This window comes from Thermanaeromonas sp. DSM 22490, from assembly GCF_056378755.1.
In genome coordinates, this window is the sequence record NZ_JBJHHE010000001.1 from 106,898 (window position 1) to 133,112 (window position 26,215).

Here is a 26,215-nt window from a genome sequence, read left to right on the forward strand (position 1 = left end):
TCGTCCGCCCTGACTTTAGGGGTAGGGGAGGGAAGAAGAACTGATGCAAATCTTGATAGCCGGCGGTGCAGGGGATGTGGGGAGATATTTGGTTAAATATTTTTTCCAACAAGGTTATCAAGTACGAGTGCTGGACCGGGCAAAAGAAATGCCGGAGGGAAACGAGAAGTTTCTTTCAGCCTATTTTAGCGGGAGTTTAACCGATAGGGCCCTGATTAAAGAGGCTATTCAAGGGGTAGAGGTGGTCATAAATCTGGCCTGGAGTTTTGCCGACGATGCCAGAATCATCTTTGGCGAGGACCTCCAAGGCCACATTAATCTTTTGGAGGAGGCGAAAGCTTTAGGGGTCCGCTGTTTCCTTTATACCAGTACAGCTACTGTGTACGGCCGGGCGGTAAGTCACCCGGTGACTGAAAGCCATCCCTGCTTGGTGGAAGAGGCCCGTAAGCCTCTTTATGCTTTAGGTAAATACGCGGCCGAAAAATTGTGCTTATTGTACTCTAAGGAACAAAATCTGCCCGTTACTATCTTTCGTTTCTGGTGGGCCTTTGGCGAGCAAATTGGTGGCCGCCATTTGCGCGACATAGTACGGAAAGCCTTGAAGAACGAATCCCTGGAAATGGTATCTGGAGCTGGCGGCACTTTTGTCACTATGGCTGATCTGGCTAAAGCCATGTGGTTAGCCATAGGAAATCCCCAGGCAGCCGGTCAAATCTACAACGTAGGCAGCCTATTCTTAACCTGGGAAGAGATAGGAGCCATGATCATTGACCTGGCCGGTTCCAAATCTCCTATAAATCTTATAGCCAGTGACCAATGGCAAGGGCCGGCTTTCTTAAATGAAGTGTGGGATTTGAGCTGGGATAAAGCTGCTAGAGAGTTGGGTTACCGGCCCCAGCGTACAGCAGGGGAAACGCGAGCTATGTTTATCCAGGCCCTCAGGAACTGCATTGAGCGGGTGAAAGAGGAAGAGGGCTGAAGCCGGATTGCGCGGGCGTTTACCACAGAAAGGAGTCTGGCGCCCTAAGGACCGTTAGGGTACTCGGGCGAAGCTATCAATGGGCGGGCAGAAAATAGGAAGGGGTTTAACAACAAAAGAAAGGAATGCTATAATTGGGAAGTGAGTACACAAAAAAGATATACGGGAGCAGGGAAAGCGGTGAAGAATGAAGCTATTTTATCTAAGGGCTCCTCTAGTCCTGCTATCCCATGGGTGAACAGGTATAACTTTTTCCTCCGTTTTTTGGTGGAGGGAACCCTAGCAGGAATTGTTGCTGGCATCGTGGGGGTTGCCTTTCGCTTAGCATTGACGGAGGCGGAAATTGCGCGTAATCATATTTTAATGTGGGCACGTGGTATACCTAACTTGGGATGGCTGGTATTGCCTCTCTTGGGTGCCTTAGCCGGGGGACTTGCCGGGTGGTTGACCGCTTTTGCTCCGGAGACTGCCGGTAGCGGTATTCCTCATGTGGAAGCCGTCTTGATCAGGCAGCGGAGACTAGTGTGGTGGCGGGTAATTCCCGTTAAGTTTATAGCCGGGGCTCTGGCTATTGGGGCAGGATTATCCTTGGGCCGGGAAGGGCCCACGGTACAAATGGGGGCTGCGGCAGGCCAGGCGGTAAGCAAAAGTCTAATGCGAACTAAGGCAGAAGAGCTCCAGTTGATAGCCTGTGGAGCGGGAGCGGGGTTGGCTGCTGCCTTTAATGCGCCTCTGGCTGGTGTAGTCTTTGTCCTGGAAGAGCTCCGGCGCAATTTTTCCCCCTATGTCCTGGGAGGAGCTCTAACGGCCAGCATTGCTGCCGACCTCATATCTCAGAAAATCTTAGGGCCGCTCCCTACCTTCCAGATAAAAAATCTATTCCCCTTGCCCCTGGGTACATTGCCTTTATTTGTAGTTTTAGGAGTAGCCACCGGTGTCTTAGGAGCAGCTTTCAACCGGGCCCTAAAGGTAGGCCTGGATATAGCAGATAGCTTAACCAAAGTGCCCCGCTGGTTGCGGGCCTCTGTAGTAGCCTTTTTAGCTGGGGTGGTGGGTTATTTTTTACCGGAGGTTCTAGGGGGCGGGCACTTTTTAGTAGAGAATTTGCTGGCGAACAAGGTTGCTTTAAAGGTTGTACCCTTGCTCTTTATAGCTAAATTCCTCTTAACAATTGTGAGTTACAGCGCAGGTGTACCGGGCGGTATTTTTTTGCCTCTTTTGGTACTGGGATCTCTGGTGGGTTCTTTTATAGGCCAGGTCAGCGTTTATCTCTTTCCCAGCCTCCAGGGTATGGCACCCAGCTTTGCAGTAATAGGTATGGCAGCCTACTTTGTGGCTATTGTACGCTCTCCCCTTACTGGAATTGTATTAATAATCGAGATGACTGGCCACTACCAGCACATGTTACCTCTTCTACTTGCCTGCGTGGTGGCCTATATAGTGGCCGAGGCTTTAGGAACCCTGCCTGTCTATGAGATGCTTTTAGAAAGGGACTTAATGAAAGCCAGGAGCGATATGGAGGATTCCCTGTCTTACGGAGACAAAACAGCAGTGATAGAATTGGTGGTGGAAAGCGGTTCTCCGGCGAGCGGGTGCCGGGTAAAAGACTTGCAGCTTCCCGCCGACTGCCTTTTAGTGTCTGTTAATAGAGGTAGTAGGGAGATAATTCCCCGCGGTTCTACCAGGCTGTTAGAAGGGGATCATTTAAAAGTTATTGCTCCTGAGGGCAAAGCTGGGGAAATTATAGAAGAATTTAACAGGCTAACTCGGTGTCGCCTGAGAGACAGCGACAGTTCTAGCCGCAGCCTTTAATTACATAAGGGTAAATTTGAGATCACCAGCCCGCTTGATGGAGAAATTATCCCGCAAAGCACGAAACTCCCGCCGCAAAAGGTTTTCTCCGCTACCAGAACGGGAGAAGTTTAGCCCCTCCTTGAAGCAAATCTTCTGTCGAAAAATGTTCCTGGGCAGGAAAAATAGGGAAAAATCGCGAATAAAACCCAAGGGAAGTTTTAACATTGGAGTGAGGAAAAGGGTGTTAAGACGTAACTTGGGTGTAATGCTCTTTTTACTCTGCTGGGTTGCCTTTTTGTTATGGGGAAAGTCTGGTGCTGAAGCAGTAGGCGCAGTAACCTATGCAGTCTACAACGAAAGCCAGGGCTTGTATTTCAACGATCTGCAGGCAGCTCTGGACGGAGCTCAAATGGGTGATGTGATACGAGTGGTTACAGGTGGGGCAAGTTTTAACTGCAGCTTAAATTGGCGAGTGAATGGAGTGACCCTTGATTTAAACGGAGCCGTTATTACTTCGCCCTGGGGGCAAAGTACCATTAGTGTAGGTGAAAGGGTTTATCAGCTTGTACTTAAAAACGGTGTCTTAAAAACCAGCGATACACAAAAGAGTTGTATAGAGGTTCCGGGAAATGGGGGACCTTCCTTAGAGCTTAAGCTGGAGAATATGGAAATATACGGCGGAAAATCTATATATCTTAGGCGCAATGGCCGGCTGGAATGGTCTTGCGGTCAAGCCCTGGGCAATGAATATGGGGTGCTGGTAGAATACTCAGTTAGTGACTTTTCGGCGGTGTTTACGGGTGTAACTTTTATAAGGAGTTCTAAAGGGGCTATTTATTTTAGCGGTCTTAAGTGGAACAATCCGGTTACCAGGTTTGAAATGAACGGCTGTAAGTTCGGCGAGAAGGCTAATTCGTTGGCGGGTCCGGCACTATGGGTGGAAGCAGGAAGTACGGAAGTAAAAGTGAGTGGCAGTAGCTTTGAAGCATGGGGAAGTGGCAAGGACCTGGTTCGTATACGGGCAGCAGGCACGGTGATGGTGGCGGACAGTTATTTTCATCGTGGTACCGGATGTGCCCTTAGCTTAGAGGGGGCTAACATTTGGCTGGCAAGGAATGAAATTATAACCCAAGAAGGGTATTCGGAAAATAGCTATAGCCCAGCCGTAATGATTATATCTCCTTCTGAGGCAGAAATTACAGGTAATCAGCTAGCAGGGCCTGGAACTTTAGGTATGAGGATTTCCGGGGGAAAAACTAGCGTAGAGGGAAATGAAATATATGGTTTTTTGAATGGCCTAGAAGTATTGGACAGCAATGTTACCGCTCTTAACAATGTTGTCACTGGGCGCGGGGTGGGTCTTGCCATAAAAGGCGCTGTAAGAGGTTACATAGTAGGCAATGAATTAAGGGCAGATCCGCATTCTTTAAGTGGAAATACGGGGTTGCTAATCCAGTCTAGCCAGGAGTTAACTTTTAAGGACAACCTGATTCAAGGCTGGTCAATAGGCTCTCTGATCATGGGGAGTACCGGGATAAATGTTACGCAAACAACCTTTAGCGAAAATCAGACAGGAGCCTCTATTAGCAGCAGTGCTGGAGTAACTGTTACCCATGCTACCTTTAGCCGGAATAAACTTGGAGCCTACATTAGCAATAGCACGGGGATACTCTTGGACTATTCCACATGGAAGGACAACGAAACCGGCCTGCTCCTGGCAGATACAATTGAGGCGGATATAAACAATAACCTGATAACTCGGAATAACACCGGTGTTGATCTACTATCAATTGCCGAAGCGCAGCTAACATTTATCAAGAACGATATTTACGGTAACGTCATAGCTCTGCAGGCACCGATAGGGAAAGCCCTGACTGCTCCTGATAACTACTGGGGGAGTAGCCGCGGACCTTACCATGAGAGTTTGAATGTCCAAGGGCATGGAGATGTTATTCGCGGGGACCTTAACTTTGTCCCCTGGGCCCCTTATGCCCATGGGGAAGACAATGTGCCTCCCAGCATAAGTTTGACCCTTGCGGGTGACATATGGCGGACCCCTGAACCTTTACCGCTGGGAATTTCCCTGACGGAAGAGGAATTGCTCGACAGGGTAATCCTGGCAATTTATGGAAGAGAGAACGAAGTGATAGCAGAAGAAATCTGGTGGGGGGATGAGTGGTCTGGGTCAAGCGACATAACCTGGGAAACGCGTACTGTACCTGACGGGCCTTACCGCTTATTGGTAGTAGCAGTAGACGGCAAGGGCAATGAAGGCCAAAGTGAAGGCTATATAGTTTTGGATCGCCATCCTCCAACCGACCCGCAGGTGCATATCAACGGCGGTGCTCCGGAAACCTCTAGTTTAACGGTAGAGCTAACGCTTTCGGCTGAAGATGCCAATGGTGTAACGGAAGTAATGGTGCTTAACGAAGGCGGGCCACCGGGAGAATGGGAGCCTTACCGGAGGACCAAGAGTTGGGAGCTGTTACCGGGGCCGCCCGGCCTGCGCCGAATAACGGTGCGTTTTCGCGATAGAGCAGGTTGGGAAAGCCAGGCTCAAGCAGCTATTGTTTTTAACCCAGCCCAGGGTATTCCCGAAGTAGGGGGCGAGGAGGGGAATGGTGGCGTCCCTGACCGGGGTCATAACAATACCGGAAGTCGAAACCCGGAGAATACGGAGACTGTAGCGGGGGAGGACGAAGGGAGGAACCCGGATAACTCTGGAGATGCATCAGGAGGCGAAAACAGAAAAAGGCAGGACTATTACGGTGACGAAAATAGGGGAGAGGGCGTGGTGGAATTCTCGGATGTACCACCAGAGCATTGGGCCTGGTCAGCCGTAATTAATTTAGCTGTTAAAGGCTTACTATATGGGGACGGTCAGGGGAAATTTTATCCGGACAAGTCTCTAACTCGTGCGGAGCTAGCAGCTCTGGTGGATAGCATAATAACTGTTCCTAAAGCTTCGCCCATAAATTGGATAGATGTGCCCTTTAGTGCCTGGTACGCTATCCCTGTAGCCCACTTAGCAGGGGCGGGGATTATGGTGGGTTATACAGACGGTACTTTTCGACCGGAAAGGCCGGTGAGCCGCGAAGAAACAGCTGTAATTTTATCGCGGGCAGCGGGTGTGGCGGGGATTGAAGAAAATAAAGCCAGCGCCCAGGGCGAAGGTGAACTTCTGCTCTCAAGGTACAAAGATAGCAGCTCAGTCTCCCCCTGGGCGCGCAGAGGCGTCCTTTGGGCTGTAAAGGAAGGTTTGATGCGCGGTTATCCAGACGGCACTTTGCGGCCAGGAGACTACCTTACCAGGGCTGAAGCCGCGGTGCTTATCCAGCGTTTTCTGCACTTAATACAATTAGAACCCTAGTACTTGCTTAATTTTAGGCAGAGCGCGGGTAGTTGTTTCGGCTCCTGCGGTGACCAGTTCCTTTAGGCGTCCTACCTCCCAAAAACTGGGGGAAGGCGATAGGTCCTTCAGGGGAGATAAAACAAGATCGGCGTAAAGGGTTGAAGTGATGGTGGTTAAACGCCTGCTCGCAATATCCAAGCTTTGCAAAAGAACATCTCCGGCATGGTCAAAGGAGGGCGGGGGAGCGCTGGTGCCCAGTTCTACAGCAATTACTATGGAAGCTCCTAGGACCCGGGCAATGTCTGCTGGGACATTGGCTGTAATGCCCCCATCCACCAGTAAGTGGGTTCCTATGGGAAAAGGAGTGAAAAGGCCGGGAAGAGAGATGCTGGCCCGCACAGCCTGCCATACAGGGACGTCACCTCCCATTATTATACCCGGCGGTAGAGGCCGAGCAGGCTGGAGGGCCGAATAAATAACAGTATGGCCGCTATAGAGGTCGCAGGCCACTACAGCTATAGGTATTTTTAAGTCACTAAAGCGTTTTTCTCCCCAGAGCCGTCTTAACATGTTTTCTATCATCTTGCCATCCAATATTCCCAGAGGTAGACCTCCCAGGCGCCGAAAGTTTTGTTTGAGTAGAGCTGGAGAAGGGAGCTGGAAGATCAAGCTGGCTGCAGATAGCATGCTACTACCGTAGAGGGCAGCGGCGATAGCGCCAGCGCTGGTGCCCACGACCAAGTTAGGGTGCAGGCCGTTGTCCACCAGCACCTGTAAGACGCCGAGGTGGGCTGCCCCCTTAAGCCCCCCACCTCCCAGAGCGAGAGCGAAGCGCATGTTTAAGACCTTCCTTTTCTCCAAAGAATTCCTTGCTGAAGTATAATATGCACTCCTCCGTAGCGATGTACCCCCGGCAGCCTCTGCGTTCTGCCATAACGTATGATGATAATTTTCCCGGCAGATTTATTTTTCAAAAAGAGGAAAATGAAGCCTTAAGGCGAAATATGTTCCATTTAGTAATATAAAGGGGAGGATGGGCTTTGACTTCAAGTGGGCTGGTAGACAGGGCATTATTGAACAGCTATAAGGAACAACTGGGTTTTTTGCAGATAACTTCCGAAGACTTAAATTTAATGCATAGCCAGCGGGAGAATTTTATCAAAGAAGCCGACCGGGTAGTAAAGGAATTTTATGATTATCTGCTGGGCTATCCTTATCTTAATGCTTTAATCAAGAAATACAGTACGGTAGAAAAGTTGTCTAAAACTCAAAAAGAATATTTCCTCAGTCTTACCGACGACAAAATGGATGATAACTATATTGCTTGGCGCTTGGCCATTGGCAAAAAACATCAGGAAATCGGCCTCTATCCCAAGTGGTATCTGGGAGCTTATCGCCTCTACTGGAGGGAAATTCAACGCATTATTTGGCAATATAACGGAGAAAATATTGAACTATGTTGGCGCCTATTGGAAGCTTTTTCTAAGAGAATTATTTTTGATATGCAGCTAGCCATTGAAAGTTACATTATCGACCAGTTAAATAAGCTTACCCGCTTCCACGAAGAAATAGCTGCGGTAGCCTCTATTATCAGCGATATAGCGGATCAAACCAAAATTCTCTCCCTTAACGCTTCTATTGAAGCGGCCAGAGCAGGGGAGCACGGGCGCACCTTTGCGGTAGTAGCCCAGGCCGTACGGGAACTGGCAGCCCGGACGTCTAAGTCGGCCCAGGATATTACGCAAAAGGTAAAGGAGAATTTCAATATACTGGAAAAAATGCGTCAGTCTGAGTGAATATGAGGCTTCAGGACAGGCACCACCGGCCTTGTATTTCCATATACATAGAAGGTGACGTCAGTTACGGGAGGTATGGCCTAATGGAACCTACTATTATGGCGCTACTGGCGTTGTCTTTCCTCAAAGGCCTTGCCCTGCTCCTTTCCTACCTTTCTAATAATGCTTTCCCCCAACCTTTAAGTGAAGAGGAGGAACAGTACTATCTGGAGCGCATGAAGGACGGCGACCAGGAAGCCAGGAATATTTTGATTGAGCACAATTTGCGCTTGGTTGCTCACATTACCAAGAAATTTGAAGGCACAGGGGAAGACGTGGATGATTTAATTTCCATTGGTACCATCGGCTTAATCAAAGCTATCAATACCTTTAATGCAGATAAAGGGACCAAGCTGGCTACTTATGCGGCCCGCTGTATTGAAAATGAAATCCTGATGCACCTGCGGGCCTTAAAGAAAACAAGGGGAGAAGTTTCCTTGTATGATCCCATTGGCGTAGATAGAGAAGGGAACGAAATTTCCCTTATAGACGTTTTGGGCACGGACCAGGATGTAGCTGAAATGGTGGAGAATCATCAGGAGCGGCAGCGAGTGCTGGAAAAGATAAAGTGTCTGAGCAAGAGGGAAAAGCAAGTGCTGGAGATGCGCTATGGCCTGTTACACGGCTTGCGGAAGACGCAGCGGGAGATAGCCAGGAAAATGGGAATTTCCCGTTCTTATGTCTCACGCATCGAGATGTTGGCACAGTAACATACAATTATGGCTTATTTCGCAAACTAGCTGGTCGACAAAGTACGGAAAGTCAAGGGAGCACTTGTCTGGTTAGATTAATCTCTGTTATGCTAAAGGTAAAAATCTTTCAACCCGATCTTTCAACCCGATAAAATACTGCCTGGCGGGTACCCGGAGGGGAAGGGGAAGACAAAGATAACGGTACAAGTAAGAAGAGGATTGGGGGGAGAAGTTTGTTCAGTACATGGAGGAGCAGCGGTAACGATTATAAAACTTTACTTCCGTCCTATAGGGGACGGCCTTTAAGGGCCTTTATCGGCTGGGGAGGGATTATAATAAATGGTAGCGGCGTTGACCTCCTGGCAGCCCTTAAAGAGTATTATCAGGCGGTACAAAAAGAAGCTTGTGGGCGCTGTGTTCCCTGTCGGGTGGGGACCAGAGTTATCCTAGACCTCCTACAGAAGCTTTCGGAGAGGGACGACCCGGCCTTGCGTCAGCAATTGAAGAGGATAGCCCTCCTGGTATACAACGGTTCCAAATGCGAGCTAGGCCAGTCTGCTGCCAGGCCGGTTCTGGATTTCGTGGACCACTATGAAGGGCTGGCACCATATAATGGGGGAGCTAAAGAGGCTCAAGAATATCACTCTTTTGTTACAGCCCCGTGCTTGCAAAGGTGCCCGGCCCACCTGGATATACCCAGATATATAGAATGCACCCAAGAGTCCCGTTTCCAGGAAGGGCTGGAAGTCATAAGGGAAACTACTGCTTTGGCGGGCGTACTGGGCAGGGTATGCGTGCACCCTTGCGAAGAACACTGCCGCCGGGGGCTGGTGGACGAGGCTTTGGCCATTAGAGGTATAAAGAGATTTCTGGCTGACTATGAGCTGAAGCGCGGCCGCCAACCCCGATTAAAAGCCGAAAACAGTAGAGGCAGGGCCCGGGTGGCAGTGGTAGGGGCCGGCCCGGCAGGGTTGAGCTGTGCCTACCAGCTGGCGCGAAAGGGATATAAAGTGACCATTTTTGAAGCTTTACCTGTAGCCGGCGGAATGCTGGCCGTAGGTATTCCCGCCTATCGCTTGCCGCGGGATATCTTACAGGGTGAAATCGAAGCCATAAAGGCTCTGGGCGTAGAAATTAAGTGTAATACTTCTGTGGGCCAAGATGTAAGCCTAAAAGAATTGTGTCAGAGCTATCCAGCCGTATTTATCGCCACCGGGCTGCATGATAGCGCCAAAATGGGTGTGGAAGGCGAAACAGCAGGGTATGAAGGCTTCATACCTGGTGTCAAATACTTAAGAAACATAAACTTGGGCCTTCCCGTCCCCAAAGGTAAGAGAGTAGCTGTGGTAGGTGGCGGCAATGTAGCCATGGATTGTGCGCGCTCCTCATTGCGCCGGGGGTTTGAAGAGGTTTACCTTATCTACCGCCGCTCGCGGGCCGAAATGCCGGCCAATGAATGTGAGATAAGGGACGCCGAAGCAGAGGGAGTAAAATTTTACTTCTTGGCCAATCCCGTAAGGATTGTGGCTGAAAACGGCAAAGTGAAAGGTGTAGAGTGTGTACGGATGGAACTTGGGGAACCCGATGCCAGCGGGCGCAGGCGACCGGTTCCGGTACCGGGATCGGAGTTCTTCCTACCCTGCGAAGTAGTAGTTCCGGCCATTGGACAAGTTGCCGATCTTTCCTTTCTCCAAGGCCTGGAGGGCATTGAACTAACGAAATGGGGAACCATTGCCGTAGATCCGGTAACCCTGGCTACGGGAGTTCCGGGAGTTTTTGCCGGAGGAGACATAGTCCTGGGCGCCAGGACGGTTATAGAGGCTGTGGCCCAGGGAAATAGGGCGGCCCTTTCTATAGACCAGTACCTTACCTCCGGGAAGATTGAAGCAGGGCCCCAAGACTTTATGGAAGCTTGGCTCAAAGAATTTGGTGTATTTGACCCTAATGAGGAAGTAGGCCTTCCGTCCGGATGGCCTCGCAAAGAAGAGGAAATGGCGCCGGTGGAAGAGCGCTTGAAGGATTTCCGAGAAGTGGAGTTGGGGTTGAGTTTCGACGACGGCCTGGCCGAGACTGCCCAGTGTTTGAGGTGCTATCGCCTGGGACTCATGGTTTTTTGAAGGGAGGAAAAGGAAATGGTAACTTTGACCATAGATGGTCGCCAGGTTTCTGTGCCCGAGGGTACTACTATACTGGAGGCTGCCGAAAAGCTCGGAATCCATATACCCACCCTTTGCTATCATCCATTGCTTAGACCATTGGGATATTGCCGGCTTTGTTTGGTGGCCATAGAAGGGGTTGCTAAGCCGGTTACGGCCTGTAATACACCGGTGGCGGAGGGAATGGTGGTTTATACCAGCACCCCGGAAATAGAGGAATGGCGCAAGGGTATAATAGAGATGCTTTTGAGCCAGCACCCCGTGGACTGCCTTACCTGTGAGAAAGCTGGCGATTGCGACCTGCAGGACTGCGCTTACAATTACAGGATCAAAGAAGGTGCTTGGGAGATCGACCTGGCTTCTCTGCCGGTCCTAAGGGAAAATCCCTTCATAGTACGGGATTACAACAAATGCATTGTGTGCGGCCGGTGCATCAGGGTATGTCAGGAAGTCCAGGGCAATGCTGTTTTGGGATTAGTGGGCAATGGCATAGAGACCAAAGTAGGAACTGTGGACCCCGCGGGACTGAAGGAGTCAGGCTGTGTTTTCTGCGGCAACTGCCTGCAGGTATGTCCGGTGGGAGCACTTACGGAAAGAACAAGCGAAGGCCAGGGGAGAGAATGGGAATTCAAGAAAGTGCGCAGTATCTGCTCCTACTGCGGTGTAGGATGTAACCTTACCCTTTACGTAAAGGATGGGAAAGTAGTTAAAGTCAAAGGATACGAAAACCCCGAAGTTAACAACGGTTGGCTCTGTGTCAAGGGCCGTTTCGGGTTCGATTACATTCACAGCCCTGACCGGCTCACCAAACCCTTGATAAGGGAAGGGGAAAGGGGAAGGGGCACCTTCCGCGAGGCCACCTGGGAGGAAGCCCTGAACCTGGTAGCCCAAAAGCTAAGGGAGATAAAAGAGACTTATGGGCCGGATGCCTTAGGTTTCTTATGCTCGGCCAAATGTACCAATGAAGAAAACTACCTCTTGCAGAAGCTGGCCCGGGGGGTGCTGGGCACCAATAACGTAGACCATTGTGCCCGTCTCTGACACTCCTCCACGGTTGCCGGTCTGGCAACCACCTTTGGCAGCGGCGCCATGACCAATTCTATCGCCGACATAGCTAAGGCGGACTGCCTTTTAGTTATCGGGAGCAATACTACCGAGAATCACCCGGTTATCGCCCTTAAAGTAAAAGAAGCGGTCAGGCGCGGGGCCAAGCTCATAGTCGCCGACCCGCGTCATATCGAACTGGTGGACTGGGCCTATGTGTGGCTGCGGCAAAAACCGGGCACGGACTTGGCCCTTATCAACGGGCTGTTGCACGTCATTATAAAAGAGGAACTTTACGATAAAGAATTTATCGCCCAGAGGACCGAAGGATTTGAACAAGTGAAACTGGCGGTGGAGGAGTATACCCCCCAAAAGGTAGCCGAAGTTACCGGGGTTCCGGCGGAGGATATTGTCCGGGCAGCCAGAATTTATGCTGCGGGCCCCAGGTCGAGCATACTCTATGCTATGGGCATAACCCAACATATTACGGGTACAGCTAATGTAATAGCCCTGGCCAACCTGGCCATGGCCTGCGGCCAGATAGGCAAAGAAGGGAGCGGAGTAAATCCCTTAAGGGGACAAAACAACGTGCAGGGCGCCTGTGACATGGGAGGACTGCCCAATGTCTTGCCCGGCTACCAGCCCGTAACTAATGCTGAAGTGCGCCAGAAATTTGCCCAGGCCTGGGGTATACCCGGACTGCCCGAAAGGAACGGGCTCACCCTTATGGAGATGATGCGGGCGGCAGAAGAAGGAAAGCTCAAGGGTATGTATATTCTAGGGGAAAACCCCGTCCTAACCGATCCCGATGCCTCCCATGTGGAAAAAGCCTTGAGAAGCCTTGATTTCCTGGTGGTGCAGGATATTTTCCTTACGGAGACTGCCAGGCTGGCGGATGTGGTGCTTCCCGGCGCCTCCTTTGCCGAAAAAGAAGGCACCTTTACCAACACCGAGCGCCGGGTACAACTGGTACACAAAGCCATCGACCCTCCGGGAGAGGCGCGCCCGGACTGGGAGATTATAAAAGAAATCATGGAAAGGTTGGGTTATCCGGCACCATATGACTCACCGGAAGAAATTATGGCCGAGATATCCGGGGTAACGCCGATCTACGCCGGGATAACCTATAAGCGCCTTGAGGAGAAGGGCTTGCAATGGCCCGTGCCTCATCCCCATCACCCGGGAACACCTATTCTGCATAAAGAAAAGTTTACCCGGGGTTTGGGCCAGTTCCAGGCGGTCCATTACTTGCCGCCGGCAGAGGAACCCGATGAAAAGTATCCCTTCTTATTTACTACAGGAAGATTGCTTTACCATTACCATACGGTCCTATCCCGGAAGGCCAGGGGCCTGGAAGAAATATGCTCTGAACCGGTGGTGGAGATCAACCCTGATGATGCTACCCGGCTGGGAATTGAGGACGGAGAAGTGGTGGAGCTTGTGTCCCGCCGGGGCAAAGTGAAGGTCAAGGCCTGGGTTACCAACAGGGTGCCCAGGAAGGTGGTGTTTATGAACTTCCATTTCTGGGAGGCAGCGGCTAATGTTCTTACCATTCCGGCCCTAGACCCTGTGGCTAAAATTCCGGAATACAAGACCTGTGCTGTACAGGTGAGAAAGATATCGGCTTAAAGGCATTAGCGGCTGGCTGGGAGCTAGCGCTTACGCTACACGTGAACATACGGGTTTGCCTTTAGCCCGAGTGGGAAAGATAAGAGAGGGACGATTTTGGGGAAGTGCGGGGGACTGTTGCCTCAAACAGTCCTCCCTTTGTTTTGCCAGGGTTGGCTGAGAAAGGGAAAAGTTAGAGGGGGCTAAACCATGTCCAGAGAAGCACCTTTTGTAGACTATATTGTAACTGTAATTAGCGAGGACCGTACCTATAAAGAATATAGTTCTGTTACCGCAGAATTTCCTTTGCAGATTGCAGTTAATGGCCGACACTTGGTCAACCTCCTTTGTACCCCCGACCATTTAGAGGAGTTGGTGGCAGGCTTCCTTTATTCTGAAGGCATGATTACCTCTCTAGAAGACCTGCTCTACCTTAAAATAGAACACGGAAAAGCAGAGGTACAAATCAAAGGCGAGGTCAGAAGCGGAGAGGGGTGGGTACCTTGGGTTACCTCGGGCTGTGGTCAGAACATAAGCTGGCGAGGGGAGAAGGAAGAAAACTGTATATTTAAATGCCGGATTGCCTCCGAGGTTACTGTGCCCGCCGCAGCTATAATCGACCTGATGGGTGAGCTCCAAAGGTCCTCGGTTCTTTATAAAAAAACCCGTGGTGTCCACGGGGCTGCTTTGGCCGATAAAAACCGGCTGGTTATTTTCCGGGAAGATATAGGTCGTCACAATGCCGTAGATAAGGTCGCCGGTGGAGTTTTATACCAAAGATTAAATACCTCTGATAAGCTGCTCCTTACCACCGGCCGGATTTCTTCAGAAATAGTTACTAAAACGGCAAGGCTGGGGATCCCTTTTCTAATCTCCCGTTCAGTTCCCACCGATTATGCCATTCAACTAGGCGAGCTAGTCGGTATTACCATTGTGGGATTTGCCCGCGGGAGAAGATTTAAGGTTTATAGCCATGACTGGCGAGTGAATTAAGAAGTGCGGCCTTAGACAAGCCGGGCGGACAGGCCCAGCCTCATATCTTTAGTAGAGGAGACAAAAAAGCGCCTTGGTCAAAGGGGGGCCTGTTAGGATCAATGGCCCGAAAATCCAGGCCGCACCTCACTATTAGACTGGTCCCTGTAGGAGACCAAGTTACCCGGCGTAAAGCCCTGGGCCGTATTGTAGAGATTGTGAAGAGCTCGCTGGGAGTTTTGCCCGGAGAAAGCAAGGAAATCCCTGAAAAGCCGGACAAGTAGGATATAGCTGCCCTAAGGAGGGACTGGGCCATGCGCAAGGCAATTGTGTATGCTCGGGTAAGCACCCAGGACCAGGCCTTGGGCTTTTCCCTGGCTACCCAGAAAGAACTTTGCGAGAAAAAAGCTCGGGACCTGGGAGCAACGGAAATAGAGATCATAGAAGATGCCTATACAGGTATAGAGCTAAACCGCCCTGCTCTTAACTACCTCAGGCAGCAGGTAGTTGAACGCCAGGTTCAACTGGTGGTAGTTTATGACCCGGATCGCTTGTCGCGGGACCTTACAGACTTGTTGATACTTTGTCGCGAGTTCGATGGCGCAGGTGTCAGGCTGGAATTTGTTAATTTTGATTGGGAAAGGACCCCTCAGGGGATGCTTTTTCTGCAGATGCGGGGAGCTTTTGCCCAGTTCGAGCATGCTCTGATTAAAGAGCGCACCCAGCGGGGTAAAGTTAAGAAGGCGGCCAATGGCCAAATCCGTTGTTATGCCAAACCTTTCGGCTATGATTGGGATGCCGAAAACGATACTTTGGTAATAAATCCCCGGGAAGCCGAAATCGTTAAACAGATTTTCGACTGGCTTACAGATCCTGTAGAACCCCTTAACCCCTGGCAGATCACCCAAAGATTAAGCCAGTTATATCCTCAGGGCCCCAGGGGTAAGGGCTGGATATATACTACGGTGCTCAGGATACTCAAAAATCCTGTATATGCTGGACAGATGCTCCGTAAAGACGAGCAGCCGGACTGGAAGCCGGTGCTGGTGCCAGCTATAATCTCCCCGGTTACTTTTACTAAAGCCCAGGAGATCTTGGCCAAATCCAAGCGCTTTAATCCTAAAACCACTCGCAGGCAGTTCCTCCTGCAACGCCTGCTGGTATGCGGCGAGTGCGGGCGTACGCTGGTGGTCTTTACCCATAGCAGTCCTGGCCAAAAGAAATATAGCTATTATACTTGTCCTCGCCGGTACCCCCGCAAGTTTGACACCCAGGGACGGTTGCACAGGTGCCTCCTGCCTTCTTGGAACACCACTGAATTAGACAAGGCTGTATGGGAAACCATAGCCTCTTTTCTTGAGGATCCTGACCTTTTTTATCAATACTTCAGCCGAGAACCGTTACCAGAAAGTTGCACTCCCCGGCGGTTGGAAGAAGCGCAGAAAAGGTTGGCCCAGATTAGGCGTGCCCTGGAACGTATAGACCGCGCCTATTTTATCATCGGAGCCCTCACAGAGGAAGAATATCAGCGCTACCGCCGGGAACAGGAAGAAGCTATGAAACAAGTAAAGGAGGACCTTGTCCGGCTGGAAAAAATCTTAAAGAACGGGGAGCGGGTGGAGTTAAAGAGAGAGCCTTTGCGCCAGTATGCCGAGCGACTGGCCCGGCATATTGAAAATCTCAATTTTGGGGAGAAGCAGAGTATCGTCCGGGAACTGGTCCAACGGATAAAAATCTATGGCGACGGGAGGGTAGAAATAGAAGGTTATTTTATCTCGGGACAGGCCTAAATCCGAACATTTTGTATATTATGCGGCAGACATTGAGAAAAAAGCTATTCAGAAACTGTTGAAGGAATTGCATACGGAGGGTTCGTAGTTTCTGCTTAAATTATTTAGTATTTACGAAAAACCCTTTCGCTACCACTGCAGCAGAAGGGGAGCAGAAGCGGAGTGGAAGCGGAGAGGGTCTTCGGTACCCAGCGAAATAGATTCAGCGAAAAAATCTGCTTTGGAGGGCAAATAAGCAGAGGCTCAGTTTCAAGGAAGGAGTTAATGTGATATAATAACCCGTAAGCTAAGGCTAACCGAGGTGTATCGATGCTAAAGTATTTACGGCCCGATCTTTACGTCAGATCTTTACTCCATATCCCGCTCTTAGAATTGTACCAACGCGGCATTCGCGGGTTGATCATCGATCTGGACAATACAGTGACCCAGTGGGGTAGACCCGCTCTGGACCAGCAGGTAGAGGAATGGTTTAAAAAACTAAAGGATTATCATTTAAGCGCCTGTCTCCTTTCCAATAACCGGCAGAGAAGGGTGCATTTAATTGCCGAGCGCTTGAAGATTCCGGCCATCTCTAAAGCCGGCAAACCGCGGGCCCGGGCCTTCCGGCGGGCTATGGAGATCCTGGGGACTAAGCCAGAGGAAACGGCGGTGATCGGCGATCAGATTTTTACAGACGTTTTCGGAGGTAATCGGCTGGGCTTATATACTGTCTTGGTGGTCCCCCTGGACAAAAAGGAATTTATAGGCACCAGGTTTATACGCCTGCTGGAATGGGTAGTTCGGCGGTGGTTGGCCCTGGGAGATCCCCGCTAAAAAGGAGAGAGGAAGTTGCTTTCAGCCAAAACGAGGGTAGTAGGTCTACTAGGTTACCCAGTCTCCCATTCTTTTTCGCCATTTATACATAATGCCGCCTTTCGCGCTTTAGGGCTGGATTGGGTTTATCTGGCCTTCGGCGTGGAACCCTCGGCGCTCCCGGCAGCAGTAGCCGGGATAAGGGCCCTGGGCTTTGCCGGGGCCAACGTTACCATCCCCCACAAAGAATCCATTATGGGCTTACTGGACGAAATAGATCCCTTGGCGCGCCTTATCGGCGCCGTAAACACCATCGTGATACGAGAAGGAAAACTGGTGGGATATAACACCGATGGTAGCGGTTTTCGGCGTTCCCTGCAGGAAGCGGGCGTAGATCCGGCCGGAAAGAGAGTACTGGTATTGGGTGCCGGAGGAGCCGCCCGGGCGGTGGCCTTTACCCTGGCCCAGGCAGGCTGTGCAGCTTTAATACTGGCCAACCGTACTGGGCAGAGGGCCCTGGAACTGGCCCGCGCTTTAGAAGAATTCTCTCCCGCGCCTGTACATATTTTACCTTTAGAAGACCCAGCTTTGGCCGGGGTTTTACCCGGGGTGGAACTGGTTATTAATACCACCAGCGTAGGCATGAGCCCCCACCGGGACGAGGTACCTTTAAATCCAGACTTGCTCCAGCCCCATCACATTGTTTACGATCTAGTGTATAACCCGCCTGAAACCAAATTGCTGGAACTAGCCCGGCGGCGAGGCTGCCGCGTTATTTCGGGCTTAAGCATGCTCCTTTACCAGGGGGCGGAGGCCTTTACTTTATGGACCGGCCGGGAGGCTCCCCTGGATGTGATGCGAAAGACCCTGGATAGCTTACTTTGAGGTGAAGCTAAATGTTGCGCTTTTTGACCGCCGGGGAATCCCACGGTCGGGGTTTAGTTACTGTTGTAGAGGGCATGCCCGCCGGCGTGCCTTTAAGGGCGGAATTTATCAATGCCCGGCTGGCCCGGCGGCAGGGCGGCTACGGCCGGGGCGGACGGATGGCCATTGAAAGGGACCAGGTAGAAATACTTTCCGGCGTGCGGGGTGGCGTAACCTTAGGCAGCCCCATAGCCCTCCTCCTGGCCAACCGCGACTGGGAAAACTGGCGGGAAATTATGGCTGTGGGGCCGGAGGCCAGGAAGGAGCGGGAAGTGACGCGACCGCGCCCCGGCCACGCTGACCTCCCCGGCGGCCTAAAATACCGCCAGGAGGATTTGCGCAATATTTTAGAAAGAGCTAGCGCCCGGGAAACAGCAGCGCGGGTGGCTGCGGGCGCAGTGGCGGCAACTTTGCTGGAGGCCCTGGGGGTAGAGATAGTTACCCACGTAGTCCGGATCGGCCCGGCAGAGGTCAAACGCCATATCTCCTTCGAGGAAGCCCGGGGGGCTGAGAAATCGCCCGTCTATTGTGCGGACGCAGAAGCGGAAAAAGCTATGGTGGCTGCCATCCAGGAAGCCGGGGAAAGGGGAGATACCCTGGGTGGGGTTTTTGAAGTCATGGTACGGGGTTTACCGCCGGGTTTGGGCAGCCACGTCCACTGGGACCGCCGCCTGGACGGGCGGCTGGCCCAGGCTCTCATGAGCATTCCGGCCATCAAGGGAGTGGAAATAGGGGAGGGCTTTGCCCTGGCCGCAAAGGCCGGTTCCCAGGCCCACGACGAGATCGGCTACAGCCGGGACAGGGGTTTCTTTCATTATACCAACCGGGCAGGAGGCCTGGAAGGCGGTATCACTAATGGTGAAACCCTGATAGTCCGGGCGGCCATGAAACCCATTCCCACCTTGCGCCGGCCTTTGCGCAGCGTGGACTGGCTTACTAAGGAAGAAGTTCTGGCTGCGGTAGAGAGATCCGATGTCTGTGCCGTGCCGGCGGCGGCAGTGGTGGGGGAGGCCATGGTGGCCTGGGTCCTGGCCGGTGCGTTTCTAGAAAAGTTCGGCGGGGACCACCTGGAAGAAATACGCACGCACTTAAAGCAATACTGGGAATATGTGCGGCAGGTTTAGGAGGGCTGTTAATTTTGCCCGGCAATATTGTTTTAATCGGCTTTATGGCCAGCGGCAAGACTACCGTGGGCCGGCTTCTGGCCGGGAAACTGGGATGGGACTTTCACGATACGGATGCCGAAGTGGAGAAGGAAACCGGTTGTTCCATAGCCGAGCTTTTTGCCCGTAAAGGAGAAGCCTACTTCCGGCAGCTGGAAAAAGAAGTAATCGCCAGGATAACAGAGGGCAGCAGGGCCGTTATAGCCACCGGAGGCGGAGCGGTGCTGGCGCCGGAAAATGTGGAGCGGCTCCGGGAGGGCAATAAAGTAATATGGCTTGAAGTAGACGAGGAGACGGTCTGGCGCAGGGTAGCGGGCTCTGAAGACCGCCCGCTGGTGCGGGGACGCTCCAGGGAAGAAGTTGTTGCTTTATTAAAAAAGCGGGAGCCTTATTATAGCTTTGCCGACCTAAAAATCGAGACGATAGGAAAAAGTGCGGAGGAAATAGTAGTAGAAATCATGGAGGGACTGAAGGAGTGGCTGGCCAATTGCGAGTAGAATTGGGAGAGAGAAGCTACCCCATTCATTGCGGTAGCGGCCTGCTTGGGCAACTGGGCGAGCTTTTGAGTCCCCTGGACCTGGGCAGGCGCTGCTTGGTAGTTACCAATCCGGTGGTGGCTTCCCTCTACGGGTCGAAAGTAAAGGAGAGCCTGGAAAAGGGTGGATTTATTTCTTTTTTTAAGGAAGTGCCCGACGGGGAAGATGCCAAATCCTTAAGCGCCGCTGCCGAGCTTTATGATCTAGCTTTGGGCGTGGGCTGGGAACGGCGCTGCCCCGTTGTAGCCTTGGGCGGAGGAGTGGTAGGAGACCTGGCCGGTTTTGTGGCCGCCACTCTTTTGAGGGGAGTGCCCTTTATCCAGTTGCCCACCACTTTGTTGGCCCAGGTTGATTCCAGCGTGGGCGGTAAGGTGGCCGTTAATCACCCCCGGGGCAAAAACCTCATTGGAGCCTTTTACCAGCCGCGGCTGGTAGTCGCCGATCTGGATACCCTTAAAACCTTGCCGGAGAGGGAAATGAGGGCCGGGCTGGCCGAAGTGATTAAATACGGCGTTATCTATGATGCCGGCTTTTTCTCCTACCTGGAAGAACACCTGGAACAAGCCCTGGCAGGCGAGGCTCAGGTGTTGCAAAAAATAGTTTTGCACTCCTGCCGCATCAAAGCGGAGGTGGTGGCCCAGGACGAGGAAGAGAGGGGCTTGAGGGCCATCCTCAATTTCGGCCATACGGCCGGTCATGCCTTGGAGGCGGCCACTGATTTTAATACTTACCGCCACGGCGAAGCAGTGGCTATAGGTATGGTGGTAGCAGCGAGGCTGGCTGTGCGACGCGGTATTTTCCATGATGCAGGGCTTAAAAGAATAGAAGCTTTGTTAAAACGAGCTTTCCTGCCCACCGAGATGCCCTCCCTGGACAGGGACGCCTTTTTGGCGGCGCTTATGAGGGATAAAAAGGTACGGGACGGGAGGTTGCGCATGGTATTACCGGTGGAGTTGGGGCGGGTAAAAATTATGGAGGTTGAGGCGGAGGAACTGCTGCGGGCAGCCTTCTGTGCGGGGGAATAAAAACCGTAGAGTGGGGGTGGAGGGCATAGAGAACAGGAGGCGACTGGGAGATCTGCTGGTAGAAGCGGGGATGATTACCCGCGATCAATTAGAGCAAGCCTTAAGGGAGCAAAGGCGGAGCGGAGAGCGCCTGGGCAAGGTGCTCACGCGCTTAGGTCTGGTGACTGAGAAAGACATTCTGGAGGTCCTGGAATTTCAACTGGGCATACCCAAAGTGGTGCTACAAGACTACAATTTAGACCAGGAGGTGGTTAAGCTTATTCCGGAAGCCCTGGCACGGCGGCACTTGGCCATTCCTATCCGTCGGGACGGAAACAGGCTTTTGGTGGCCATGGCCGATCCTTTAAACCTTACAGCCTTAGATGATTTGCGGCTGGCTACGGGGTTAGAAATTATGCCGGCTATCGCCTCGGAAAGGGAGATTGAAGCGGCGTTGTCCCGCTTCTGGCAGGGAGCTGGAGTGACCCAAGCACTAGCAGAAGTGGAGGAGATGGCTGCCACTGCGGCTGCTTTGCCGCCGCGCGATGCCTTTGACCTGGACGAGGTAAACCGGGCGGGCATGGATAACGCTCCTGCGGTGCGGTTGGTTAACCGGATCATCCTACAGGCGGTACATTCCAGGGCTAGCGATATCCACATCGAACCCCAGGAGAAAGACATAAGGGTACGGTTCCGGGTGGACGGGCTATTGCGCGATGTGTTGCACCTGCCCACCGGGATACTAAACACCCTAGTTTCCCGCATAAAAATTATGGGTGGAATGGATATAGCTGAAAAAAGGCTGCCCCAGGATGGTCGCTTCCAGGTAACGGTAGAAAGGCGCAGCATTGATTTACGCGTCTCGACCATGCCTACCGTTTATGGGGAAAAGGTGGTTTTACGCATCCTGGATAAAAGCACTATGCTCCTGCCCCTTGATGGTTTGGGGTTTTTACCCGCTACCCGACAAATTTACGAAACCTTAATCCGCAGCGCCTATGGGATGATTTTAATTACGGGACCCACCGGTAGTGGCAAAACGACCACCCTTTATGCCACGCTAAACGCCTTGAGCTCTCCGGAAAAGAATATAATTACCATCGAGGACCCGGTGGAGTATCTCCTGCCGGGAATAAACCAGGTGAGGGTTAATCCGAAGGCCGGACTGGACTTTGCTTCTGGTTTGCGCGCTATCTTACGCCAGGACCCGGATATCATAATGGTGGGCGAGATCCGGGACCGGGAAACAGCCGATATAGCAGTACGGGCGGCTACTACAGGGCACCTGGTGTTTAGCACCTTACATACCAATGACGCGGCAGGAGCGGTTACGCGCCTTTTAGATATGGGGGTGGAACCCTTCCTCGTTAACTCTTCCCTTATAGGCGTGGTGGCCCAGCGCTTGGCCCGGTTGATATGTCATAATTGTCGTGAAACCTACCAACCCGGCCCTGAAGATCCAGCCTATACCTTTGTACAAGACCGGCAGGGATTAACTTTTTACAGGGGCCGAGGGTGCCCCCAATGCAATTACACAGGTTACCAGGGAAGAACCGCCATACAGGAGGTCCTGGTTATGACTGAAGATATCAGGGCCCTGGTAGCAGACAAGGCACCTTCCCACGAGATTAAGAAGGCAGCCGTAGCCGCAGGAATGGTAACTTTGCGCGAGGACGGGTTGGAGAAAGCCAGCCAAGGCCTTACTACCATTGAAGAAGTAATGCGTGTTACCTTGGGAGGATTTTGAAGAAGACATGCATATAAATGATATTCTAGCTGCAGCTACACAGGTTGGCGCTTCCGATGTACATCTCACAGTGGGGCTGCCGCCGGTCTTCCGGCGACACGGTAAACTGGAGGCGCAGGACCAATGGCCGCCTCTGACAGCGGTGACTGTTGAGATGCTGGTCCAACAAATTTTGGGTCCCCGCTGGGAAGAATTTGTACAGCGGAAAGAACTGGACCTGGCCTACTCCGTCCCGGGTCTGGGCAGGTTCCGGGTAAATGCCTTCCACCAGCGGGGCAGCGCAGGAGCCGCCATTCGCCTGGTGGGTTCCGTTATCCGCAGTTTGGAAGAACTCGGCTTACCTCCGGTGGTGGGGGAGCTGGCCGACCAGCCCCACGGCTTGATTTTGGTTACCGGCCCTACAGGAAGCGGTAAGAGCACCACCCTGGCGGCCATGATCGACCGTATCAACGAGAGGCGCAGTTGCCATATAATTACTTTAGAGGACCCCATTGAGTACCTCCATCACCATAAAAAAAGCATCGTGAACCAGCGGGAGATAGGGAGCGATTCCCCCTCCTTTGCCAGCGCCCTGCGGGCGGCCCTGAGGCAGGACCCCGATGTTATCCTGGTGGGTGAGATGCGGGATCTGGAGACGGTGGCCACCGCCATTACCGCCGCTGAGACTGGACATTTGGTGCTGGCCACCCTTCACACCGGCAGCGCCGTCCAGAGTATAGATCGCATCATTGATGTTTTCCCTCCTCATCAACAGGCTCAAATCCGGATACAGCTGGCCGATACCCTGGCGGGAGTGATTACCCAGCAGCTTCTAACCCGGGCTGACGGCCGGGGAAGGGTGGCGGCCGTGGAAATACTTATAGCCACGCCGGCTGTACGCAATCTGATCCGGGAAGGCAAGACCCACCAGATTGTATCTCTTATGCAAACAGGAGGCCGCTTTGGCATGCAGACCATGGAGATGGCCTTGAAACAGCTGGAAAGTAGGGGAATAATTTCCCCGGAACATATTTAAGCCAGCAGGATTTTGGTGAGATTTGGCGAAATATAAACTTTCATAACCCGTATATAAGGGCAAACCCGGCGAAAGCCGGGGGCGCAAAGCTACGGGCCTAAGGGTGGGGGGAGCCTAAGGTCGCCGGGCTGCCGGGAGGGTGTACTATCCTGGAAGAGCCCGGTTTTTATTATGAGGTTTAGTTACCGAGCACGGGATGCTAGAGGCCATTCCGTTAGTGGCATCATTGAAGCCGACAGCGAACAACTCGCCAGCCGGCAGTTGAGGGGCCAGGGCCTCTTCATAACTGAGTTGCGTCCTCTCAGACCCAGAAGTGATTTTAAAGTGAACTTGAGGACTGATAACCTGAGGCCCTTGTTTCTAAAGCGCGTCACCCGTAGAGATCTGGCCCTGTTTTGTCGGCAGCTGGGCACTATGCTGGTGGCGGGTTTGCCCATTGTGAATGCTTTGAGAACCCTGAGCAGGCAGGCGGATAATCCCCGCTTAAAAGGAAGTATAGATAGGGTTTTGGAAGATTTGCAGCAAGGAGAAACATTGCACAGCGCTTTGAGCAAATCTCCCAAGGTATTTCCGCCTATAATGATCTACTCAGTAGAAGCTGGAGAGTTGAGCGGAGCCCTGGACGAGACTCTTTTAAAGCTGGCGGACCATTTCGAGCGAGAGCATGAAATTCAGGAAAAGATCAAATCGGCCATGACCTATCCCCTTATAGTCTTTATAGTTTCTCTGGCTTCCATAGGCTTTATGATAACTTTTGTTTTACCCATGTTCAGCAATATAATCGGGAATCTGGGCGTACCCTTACCCTGGCCGACCAGAGTGGTATTGGGGTTGAGCCAGTCTTTTAGGCGGTGGTGGTTTTTATTATCGGTAGGATTTATAGCCTTGGGATATTTTTTCTGGAGGTGGTCCCAGGGGGAAAAAGTACGTTACGCCCTAGACAAAATCGTATTGCGGCTTCCCGTATTCGGGCGTCTTAAACATCAAGCCTTGCTTTCCCAGTTCAGCCGCACGTTGGGGACGATGCTTTACAGCGGAGTGCCTATTCTACAAGCCTTGGAGGTGGTGGAGCGGACGGTAGGTAATCGCCTAGTGGCCGAGGCCATCGCCCTGGCCCAGGAGCAGGTTAGGGATGGGAAGAGTATAGCCTCGCCATTGGCGGAAAGCGGCGTTTTCCCGCCTATGGTAGTAGAGATGGTCACCGTGGGCGAGGAAACGGGCAGTCTAGACGCCCTGCTGGCTAGACTGGCCGCCTTCTACGACCGCGAAGTCGGCGAGATGGCCGCGCGGTTGTCCTCCCTTATCGAGCCCATCTTGATTTTGGGCCTGGGCGCTGTGGTAGGGTTGATTGTTTTGTCGGTTTTACTCCCCCTGTTCCAGCTGGTCGGGACTCTGGCGTCCTGACGGAAGGGGAGAAGCGTGAGGAGTGGAAAGTGGTACTTATTCAAGGTTATACCTTATCCAAAGGAGGTAAATCTCGAAATGCTCTTTGGTAGTCTGAGAAGGAAGTTGAGCAATGAACGCGGTTTTACCCTGGTGGAACTACTGGTGGTCATAGCTATTATCGGGATATTGGCCGCCATTATTGCACCTAACGCCTTTAAAGCCATCGAGAAGGGCAAGGTGGCGGCAGCGGAGGCAGACTATAAGGCCATTAAGGCCGCGGCTTTGAATTACTATACCGATACTGGAGAGTGGCCAAGTAACGACGCAGCTAACACAGGTTTTGTGGTAACGGATGGTAAAACTGGCTGGAATGGTCCCTACCTGGAGCGCTGGCCGAATACAAATCCATGGGGTGGAACTTATACTTTTAGAAATGCTGACAGCGGCACACTAGGGTGGGGCAACCCAGCCAGGTGGCTCGAGTTGACCTCGGTACCTGGGGCCGGGGCAAATCCCACAGGTTCCGCCAAGACTTTACAGGAGCATCTAGGTTCTGACGTTGTTAAATTCGCAGGTTCTACAACGTGTATCCTGATCTCTAAGGAGCAATAACAGTAGGCAGTGTTCCATATACTGCCGGCCTCCTCCTCACCGTTATTGGCTGCTTCTGGTGCAGCCCGCCGCAATGTCCTGATCCGGCAGGGGTGAGGTAGTGGTGGGAATTCTCTTTTTGCTGGGAAAGGATGTGCACCATTGAAGTTCAGTTTGGCGAGTCGTGACCGCGATCAGCGCGGCTTCACCCTGGTGGAGCTTCTGGTGGTTATTGCCATAATCGGGGTGCTGGCGGGGATTGTGTCCCCTAGCGCCTTCAAAGCCGTGGATAAAGCCAAGGTAGCCAAAGTGGTGCAGGATTTGCGCAGTATCCGTGCGGCAGCGCTCGCCTACTATGCTGATACCGGGCAATTTCCTCCTGATGACGATATATACGTGCATAATAATGTAGCCGGTCGCAGGCGAGGGTGGGATTTCTTGACCAATGCGGCGGGTGTAGCCGGCTGGAACGGGCCCTATCTGGAAAACTGGCCCCTCAATCCCTTTTGGAAATCCAGCGCAGGCGCCAGCGAAGAAGGCTACCAGTGGGAGGGTACCGGAACAACTGGTGCCATGGACTTTGATGGAGACGGAAAGCCGGACCCCTCTATAGAGATGGGTTTTGTAGGATTAAGCCTGAAGGATATTGACGCTATATGTCTAAAAATTGATAGGGAAATTGATGATGGCGACATTCTCGCGGGAAACTTTAGAAAAAGAAACCCCAATGATACCTGGGCTTACTACCGAGTAGTTTACTGATATGGGGTAAGAAAAACCGTTGCTACGATGAAGAGTGAGACTGTTTTCGCCATCGCGCTGCTATAGTGCGGCT

At 52.2% G+C, this 26,215-nt stretch carries 21 protein-coding genes and 1 riboswitch; of the genes, 20 read left to right on the forward strand and 1 reads right to left on the reverse strand.

Going from position 1 to position 26,215, the window contains the following annotated elements; translation table 11 throughout:
• Positions 1–43: 43 nt before the first annotated feature.
• The 3 genes from AC1BI1_RS00520 to AC1BI1_RS00530 all read left to right on the forward strand — a co-directional run bounded on the left by AC1BI1_RS00520 (position 44) and on the right by AC1BI1_RS00530 (position 6,143).
• Positions 44–979, forward strand: coding sequence for an NAD-dependent epimerase/dehydratase family protein (locus tag AC1BI1_RS00520; protein WP_476715304.1), 936 nt, complete (start codon positions 44–46; stop codon positions 977–979).
• Between the two features lie 180 nt (positions 980–1,159).
• Positions 1,160–2,791 carry a H(+)/Cl(-) exchange transporter ClcA gene (clcA, locus tag AC1BI1_RS00525; protein WP_476715305.1) on the forward strand — a complete coding sequence of 544 codons (1,632 nt, stop codon included), beginning with the start codon at positions 1,160–1,162 and terminating at the stop codon, positions 2,789–2,791.
• A 223-nt stretch (positions 2,792–3,014) separates the two neighbouring features.
• A complete protein-coding gene (locus tag AC1BI1_RS00530; RefSeq protein ID WP_476715306.1) occupies positions 3,015–6,143 on the forward strand; it encodes an S-layer homology domain-containing protein in 3,129 nt (1,042 codons plus the stop codon).
• On the opposite strand, the gene AC1BI1_RS00535 is transcribed toward AC1BI1_RS00530, so the two are convergent.
• Positions 6,132–6,962 carry a patatin-like phospholipase family protein gene (locus AC1BI1_RS00535; protein ID WP_476715307.1) on the reverse strand — a complete coding sequence of 277 codons (831 nt, stop codon included), beginning with the start codon at positions 6,960–6,962 and terminating at the stop codon, positions 6,132–6,134. The genes AC1BI1_RS00530 and AC1BI1_RS00535 overlap by 12 nt on opposite strands.
• A gap of 203 nt (positions 6,963–7,165) precedes the next feature.
• On the opposite strand from AC1BI1_RS00535, the gene AC1BI1_RS00540 reads away from it, so the two are divergent.
• The 17 genes from AC1BI1_RS00540 (at position 7,166) to AC1BI1_RS00620 (ending at position 26,142) form a co-directional block, all read left to right on the forward strand.
• Complete coding sequence (locus AC1BI1_RS00540) at positions 7,166–7,921, forward strand: protoglobin domain-containing protein (protein WP_476715308.1); 756 nt, start codon at positions 7,166–7,168, stop codon at positions 7,919–7,921.
• An 83-nt stretch (positions 7,922–8,004) separates the two neighbouring features.
• A complete protein-coding gene (sigK, locus tag AC1BI1_RS00545) occupies positions 8,005–8,670 on the forward strand; it encodes an RNA polymerase sporulation sigma factor SigK (RefSeq protein WP_476715309.1) in 666 nt (221 codons plus the stop codon).
• Positions 8,671–8,885: 215 nt separating this feature from the next.
• Positions 8,886–10,769 carry an FAD-dependent oxidoreductase gene (locus AC1BI1_RS00550; RefSeq protein ID WP_476715310.1) on the forward strand — a complete coding sequence of 628 codons (1,884 nt, stop codon included), beginning with the start codon at positions 8,886–8,888 and terminating at the stop codon, positions 10,767–10,769.
• Positions 10,770–10,784: 15 nt separating this feature from the next.
• Positions 10,785–13,481: a formate dehydrogenase subunit alpha gene (gene fdhF / locus AC1BI1_RS00555; RefSeq protein ID WP_476715311.1), complete on the forward strand. Its 2,697-nt coding sequence runs from the start codon at positions 10,785–10,787 to the stop codon at positions 13,479–13,481.
• Positions 13,482–13,670: 189 nt separating this feature from the next.
• On the forward strand, positions 13,671–14,453 hold the full coding sequence (gene fdhD, locus AC1BI1_RS00560; RefSeq protein ID WP_476715312.1) for a formate dehydrogenase accessory sulfurtransferase FdhD: 783 nt from the start codon (positions 13,671–13,673) through the stop codon (positions 14,451–14,453).
• A 101-nt stretch (positions 14,454–14,554) separates the two neighbouring features.
• Complete coding sequence (locus tag AC1BI1_RS00565) at positions 14,555–14,716, forward strand: hypothetical protein (protein ID WP_476715313.1); 162 nt, start codon at positions 14,555–14,557, stop codon at positions 14,714–14,716.
• A 30-nt stretch (positions 14,717–14,746) separates the two neighbouring features.
• Positions 14,747–16,222, forward strand: coding sequence for a recombinase family protein (locus tag AC1BI1_RS00570; protein WP_476715314.1), 1,476 nt, complete (start codon positions 14,747–14,749; stop codon positions 16,220–16,222).
• A gap of 309 nt (positions 16,223–16,531) precedes the next feature.
• The gene (locus tag AC1BI1_RS00575) at positions 16,532–17,035 is read left to right on the forward strand and encodes a YqeG family HAD IIIA-type phosphatase (protein WP_476715315.1); all 504 of its coding nucleotides are present in this window, start codon (positions 16,532–16,534) and stop codon (positions 17,033–17,035) included.
• A gap of 15 nt (positions 17,036–17,050) precedes the next feature.
• Positions 17,051–17,899 (forward strand): shikimate dehydrogenase, encoded by an 849-nt coding sequence (locus AC1BI1_RS00580; protein WP_476715316.1) that lies wholly within the window; start codon positions 17,051–17,053, stop codon positions 17,897–17,899.
• A gap of 11 nt (positions 17,900–17,910) precedes the next feature.
• Entirely contained in the window at positions 17,911–19,062 is a 1,152-nt protein-coding gene (gene aroC / locus AC1BI1_RS00585; protein ID WP_476715317.1) for a chorismate synthase, read from the forward strand.
• 14 nt (positions 19,063–19,076) lie between these two features.
• Positions 19,077–19,598 (forward strand): shikimate kinase, encoded by a 522-nt coding sequence (locus AC1BI1_RS00590; RefSeq protein ID WP_476715318.1) that lies wholly within the window; start codon positions 19,077–19,079, stop codon positions 19,596–19,598.
• On the forward strand, positions 19,577–20,662 hold the full coding sequence (aroB, locus tag AC1BI1_RS00595) for a 3-dehydroquinate synthase (RefSeq protein ID WP_476715319.1): 1,086 nt from the start codon (positions 19,577–19,579) through the stop codon (positions 20,660–20,662). Before AC1BI1_RS00590 ends, aroB begins: the two co-directional genes overlap by 22 nt.
• A gap of 70 nt (positions 20,663–20,732) precedes the next feature.
• Entirely contained in the window at positions 20,733–22,388 is a 1,656-nt protein-coding gene (locus AC1BI1_RS00600) for a GspE/PulE family protein (protein WP_476715495.1), read from the forward strand.
• 7 nt (positions 22,389–22,395) lie between these two features.
• Entirely contained in the window at positions 22,396–23,403 is a 1,008-nt protein-coding gene (locus tag AC1BI1_RS00605; RefSeq protein WP_476715320.1) for a type IV pilus twitching motility protein PilT, read from the forward strand.
• A gap of 48 nt (positions 23,404–23,451) precedes the next feature.
• A riboswitch (cyclic di-GMP riboswitch) is annotated at positions 23,452–23,539 on the forward strand.
• Between the two features lie 188 nt (positions 23,540–23,727).
• On the forward strand, positions 23,728–24,807 hold the full coding sequence (locus AC1BI1_RS00610) for a type II secretion system F family protein (RefSeq protein ID WP_476715321.1): 1,080 nt from the start codon (positions 23,728–23,730) through the stop codon (positions 24,805–24,807).
• Between the two features lie 78 nt (positions 24,808–24,885).
• The gene (locus tag AC1BI1_RS00615) at positions 24,886–25,401 is read left to right on the forward strand and encodes a prepilin-type N-terminal cleavage/methylation domain-containing protein (RefSeq protein ID WP_476715322.1); all 516 of its coding nucleotides are present in this window, start codon (positions 24,886–24,888) and stop codon (positions 25,399–25,401) included.
• Positions 25,402–25,542: 141 nt separating this feature from the next.
• The gene (locus tag AC1BI1_RS00620; RefSeq protein ID WP_476715323.1) at positions 25,543–26,142 is read left to right on the forward strand and encodes a type II secretion system protein; all 600 of its coding nucleotides are present in this window, start codon (positions 25,543–25,545) and stop codon (positions 26,140–26,142) included.
• Positions 26,143–26,215 lie beyond the last annotated feature (73 nt).

What these genes read in the sequence shown, in the direction of transcription:
- AC1BI1_RS00605 (WP_476715320.1), top strand. Translation starts at nt 22,396, where the DNA reads ATGCATATAAATGATATTCTAGCTGCAGCTACACAGGTTGGCGCTTCC.
- AC1BI1_RS00600 (WP_476715495.1), top strand. Translation starts at nt 20,733, where the DNA reads ATGATTACCCGCGATCAATTAGAGCAAGCCTTAAGGGAGCAAAGGCGG.
- AC1BI1_RS00565 (WP_476715313.1), top strand. Translation starts at nt 14,555, where the DNA reads ATGGCCCGAAAATCCAGGCCGCACCTCACTATTAGACTGGTCCCTGTA.
- AC1BI1_RS00575 (WP_476715315.1), top strand. Translation starts at nt 16,532, where the DNA reads ATGCTAAAGTATTTACGGCCCGATCTTTACGTCAGATCTTTACTCCAT.
- sigK (WP_476715309.1), top strand. Translation starts at nt 8,005, where the DNA reads ATGGAACCTACTATTATGGCGCTACTGGCGTTGTCTTTCCTCAAAGGC.
- fdhD (WP_476715312.1), top strand. Translation starts at nt 13,671, where the DNA reads ATGTCCAGAGAAGCACCTTTTGTAGACTATATTGTAACTGTAATTAGC.
- AC1BI1_RS00615 (WP_476715322.1), top strand. Translation starts at nt 24,886, where the DNA reads ATGCTCTTTGGTAGTCTGAGAAGGAAGTTGAGCAATGAACGCGGTTTT.
- AC1BI1_RS00520 (WP_476715304.1), top strand. Translation starts at nt 44, where the DNA reads ATGCAAATCTTGATAGCCGGCGGTGCAGGGGATGTGGGGAGATATTTG.
- aroC (WP_476715317.1), top strand. Translation starts at nt 17,911, where the DNA reads ATGTTGCGCTTTTTGACCGCCGGGGAATCCCACGGTCGGGGTTTAGTT.
- AC1BI1_RS00570 (WP_476715314.1), top strand. Translation starts at nt 14,747, where the DNA reads ATGCGCAAGGCAATTGTGTATGCTCGGGTAAGCACCCAGGACCAGGCC.
- AC1BI1_RS00535 (WP_476715307.1), bottom strand. Translation starts at nt 6,962, where the DNA reads ATGCGCTTCGCTCTCGCTCTGGGAGGTGGGGGGCTTAAGGGGGCAGCC.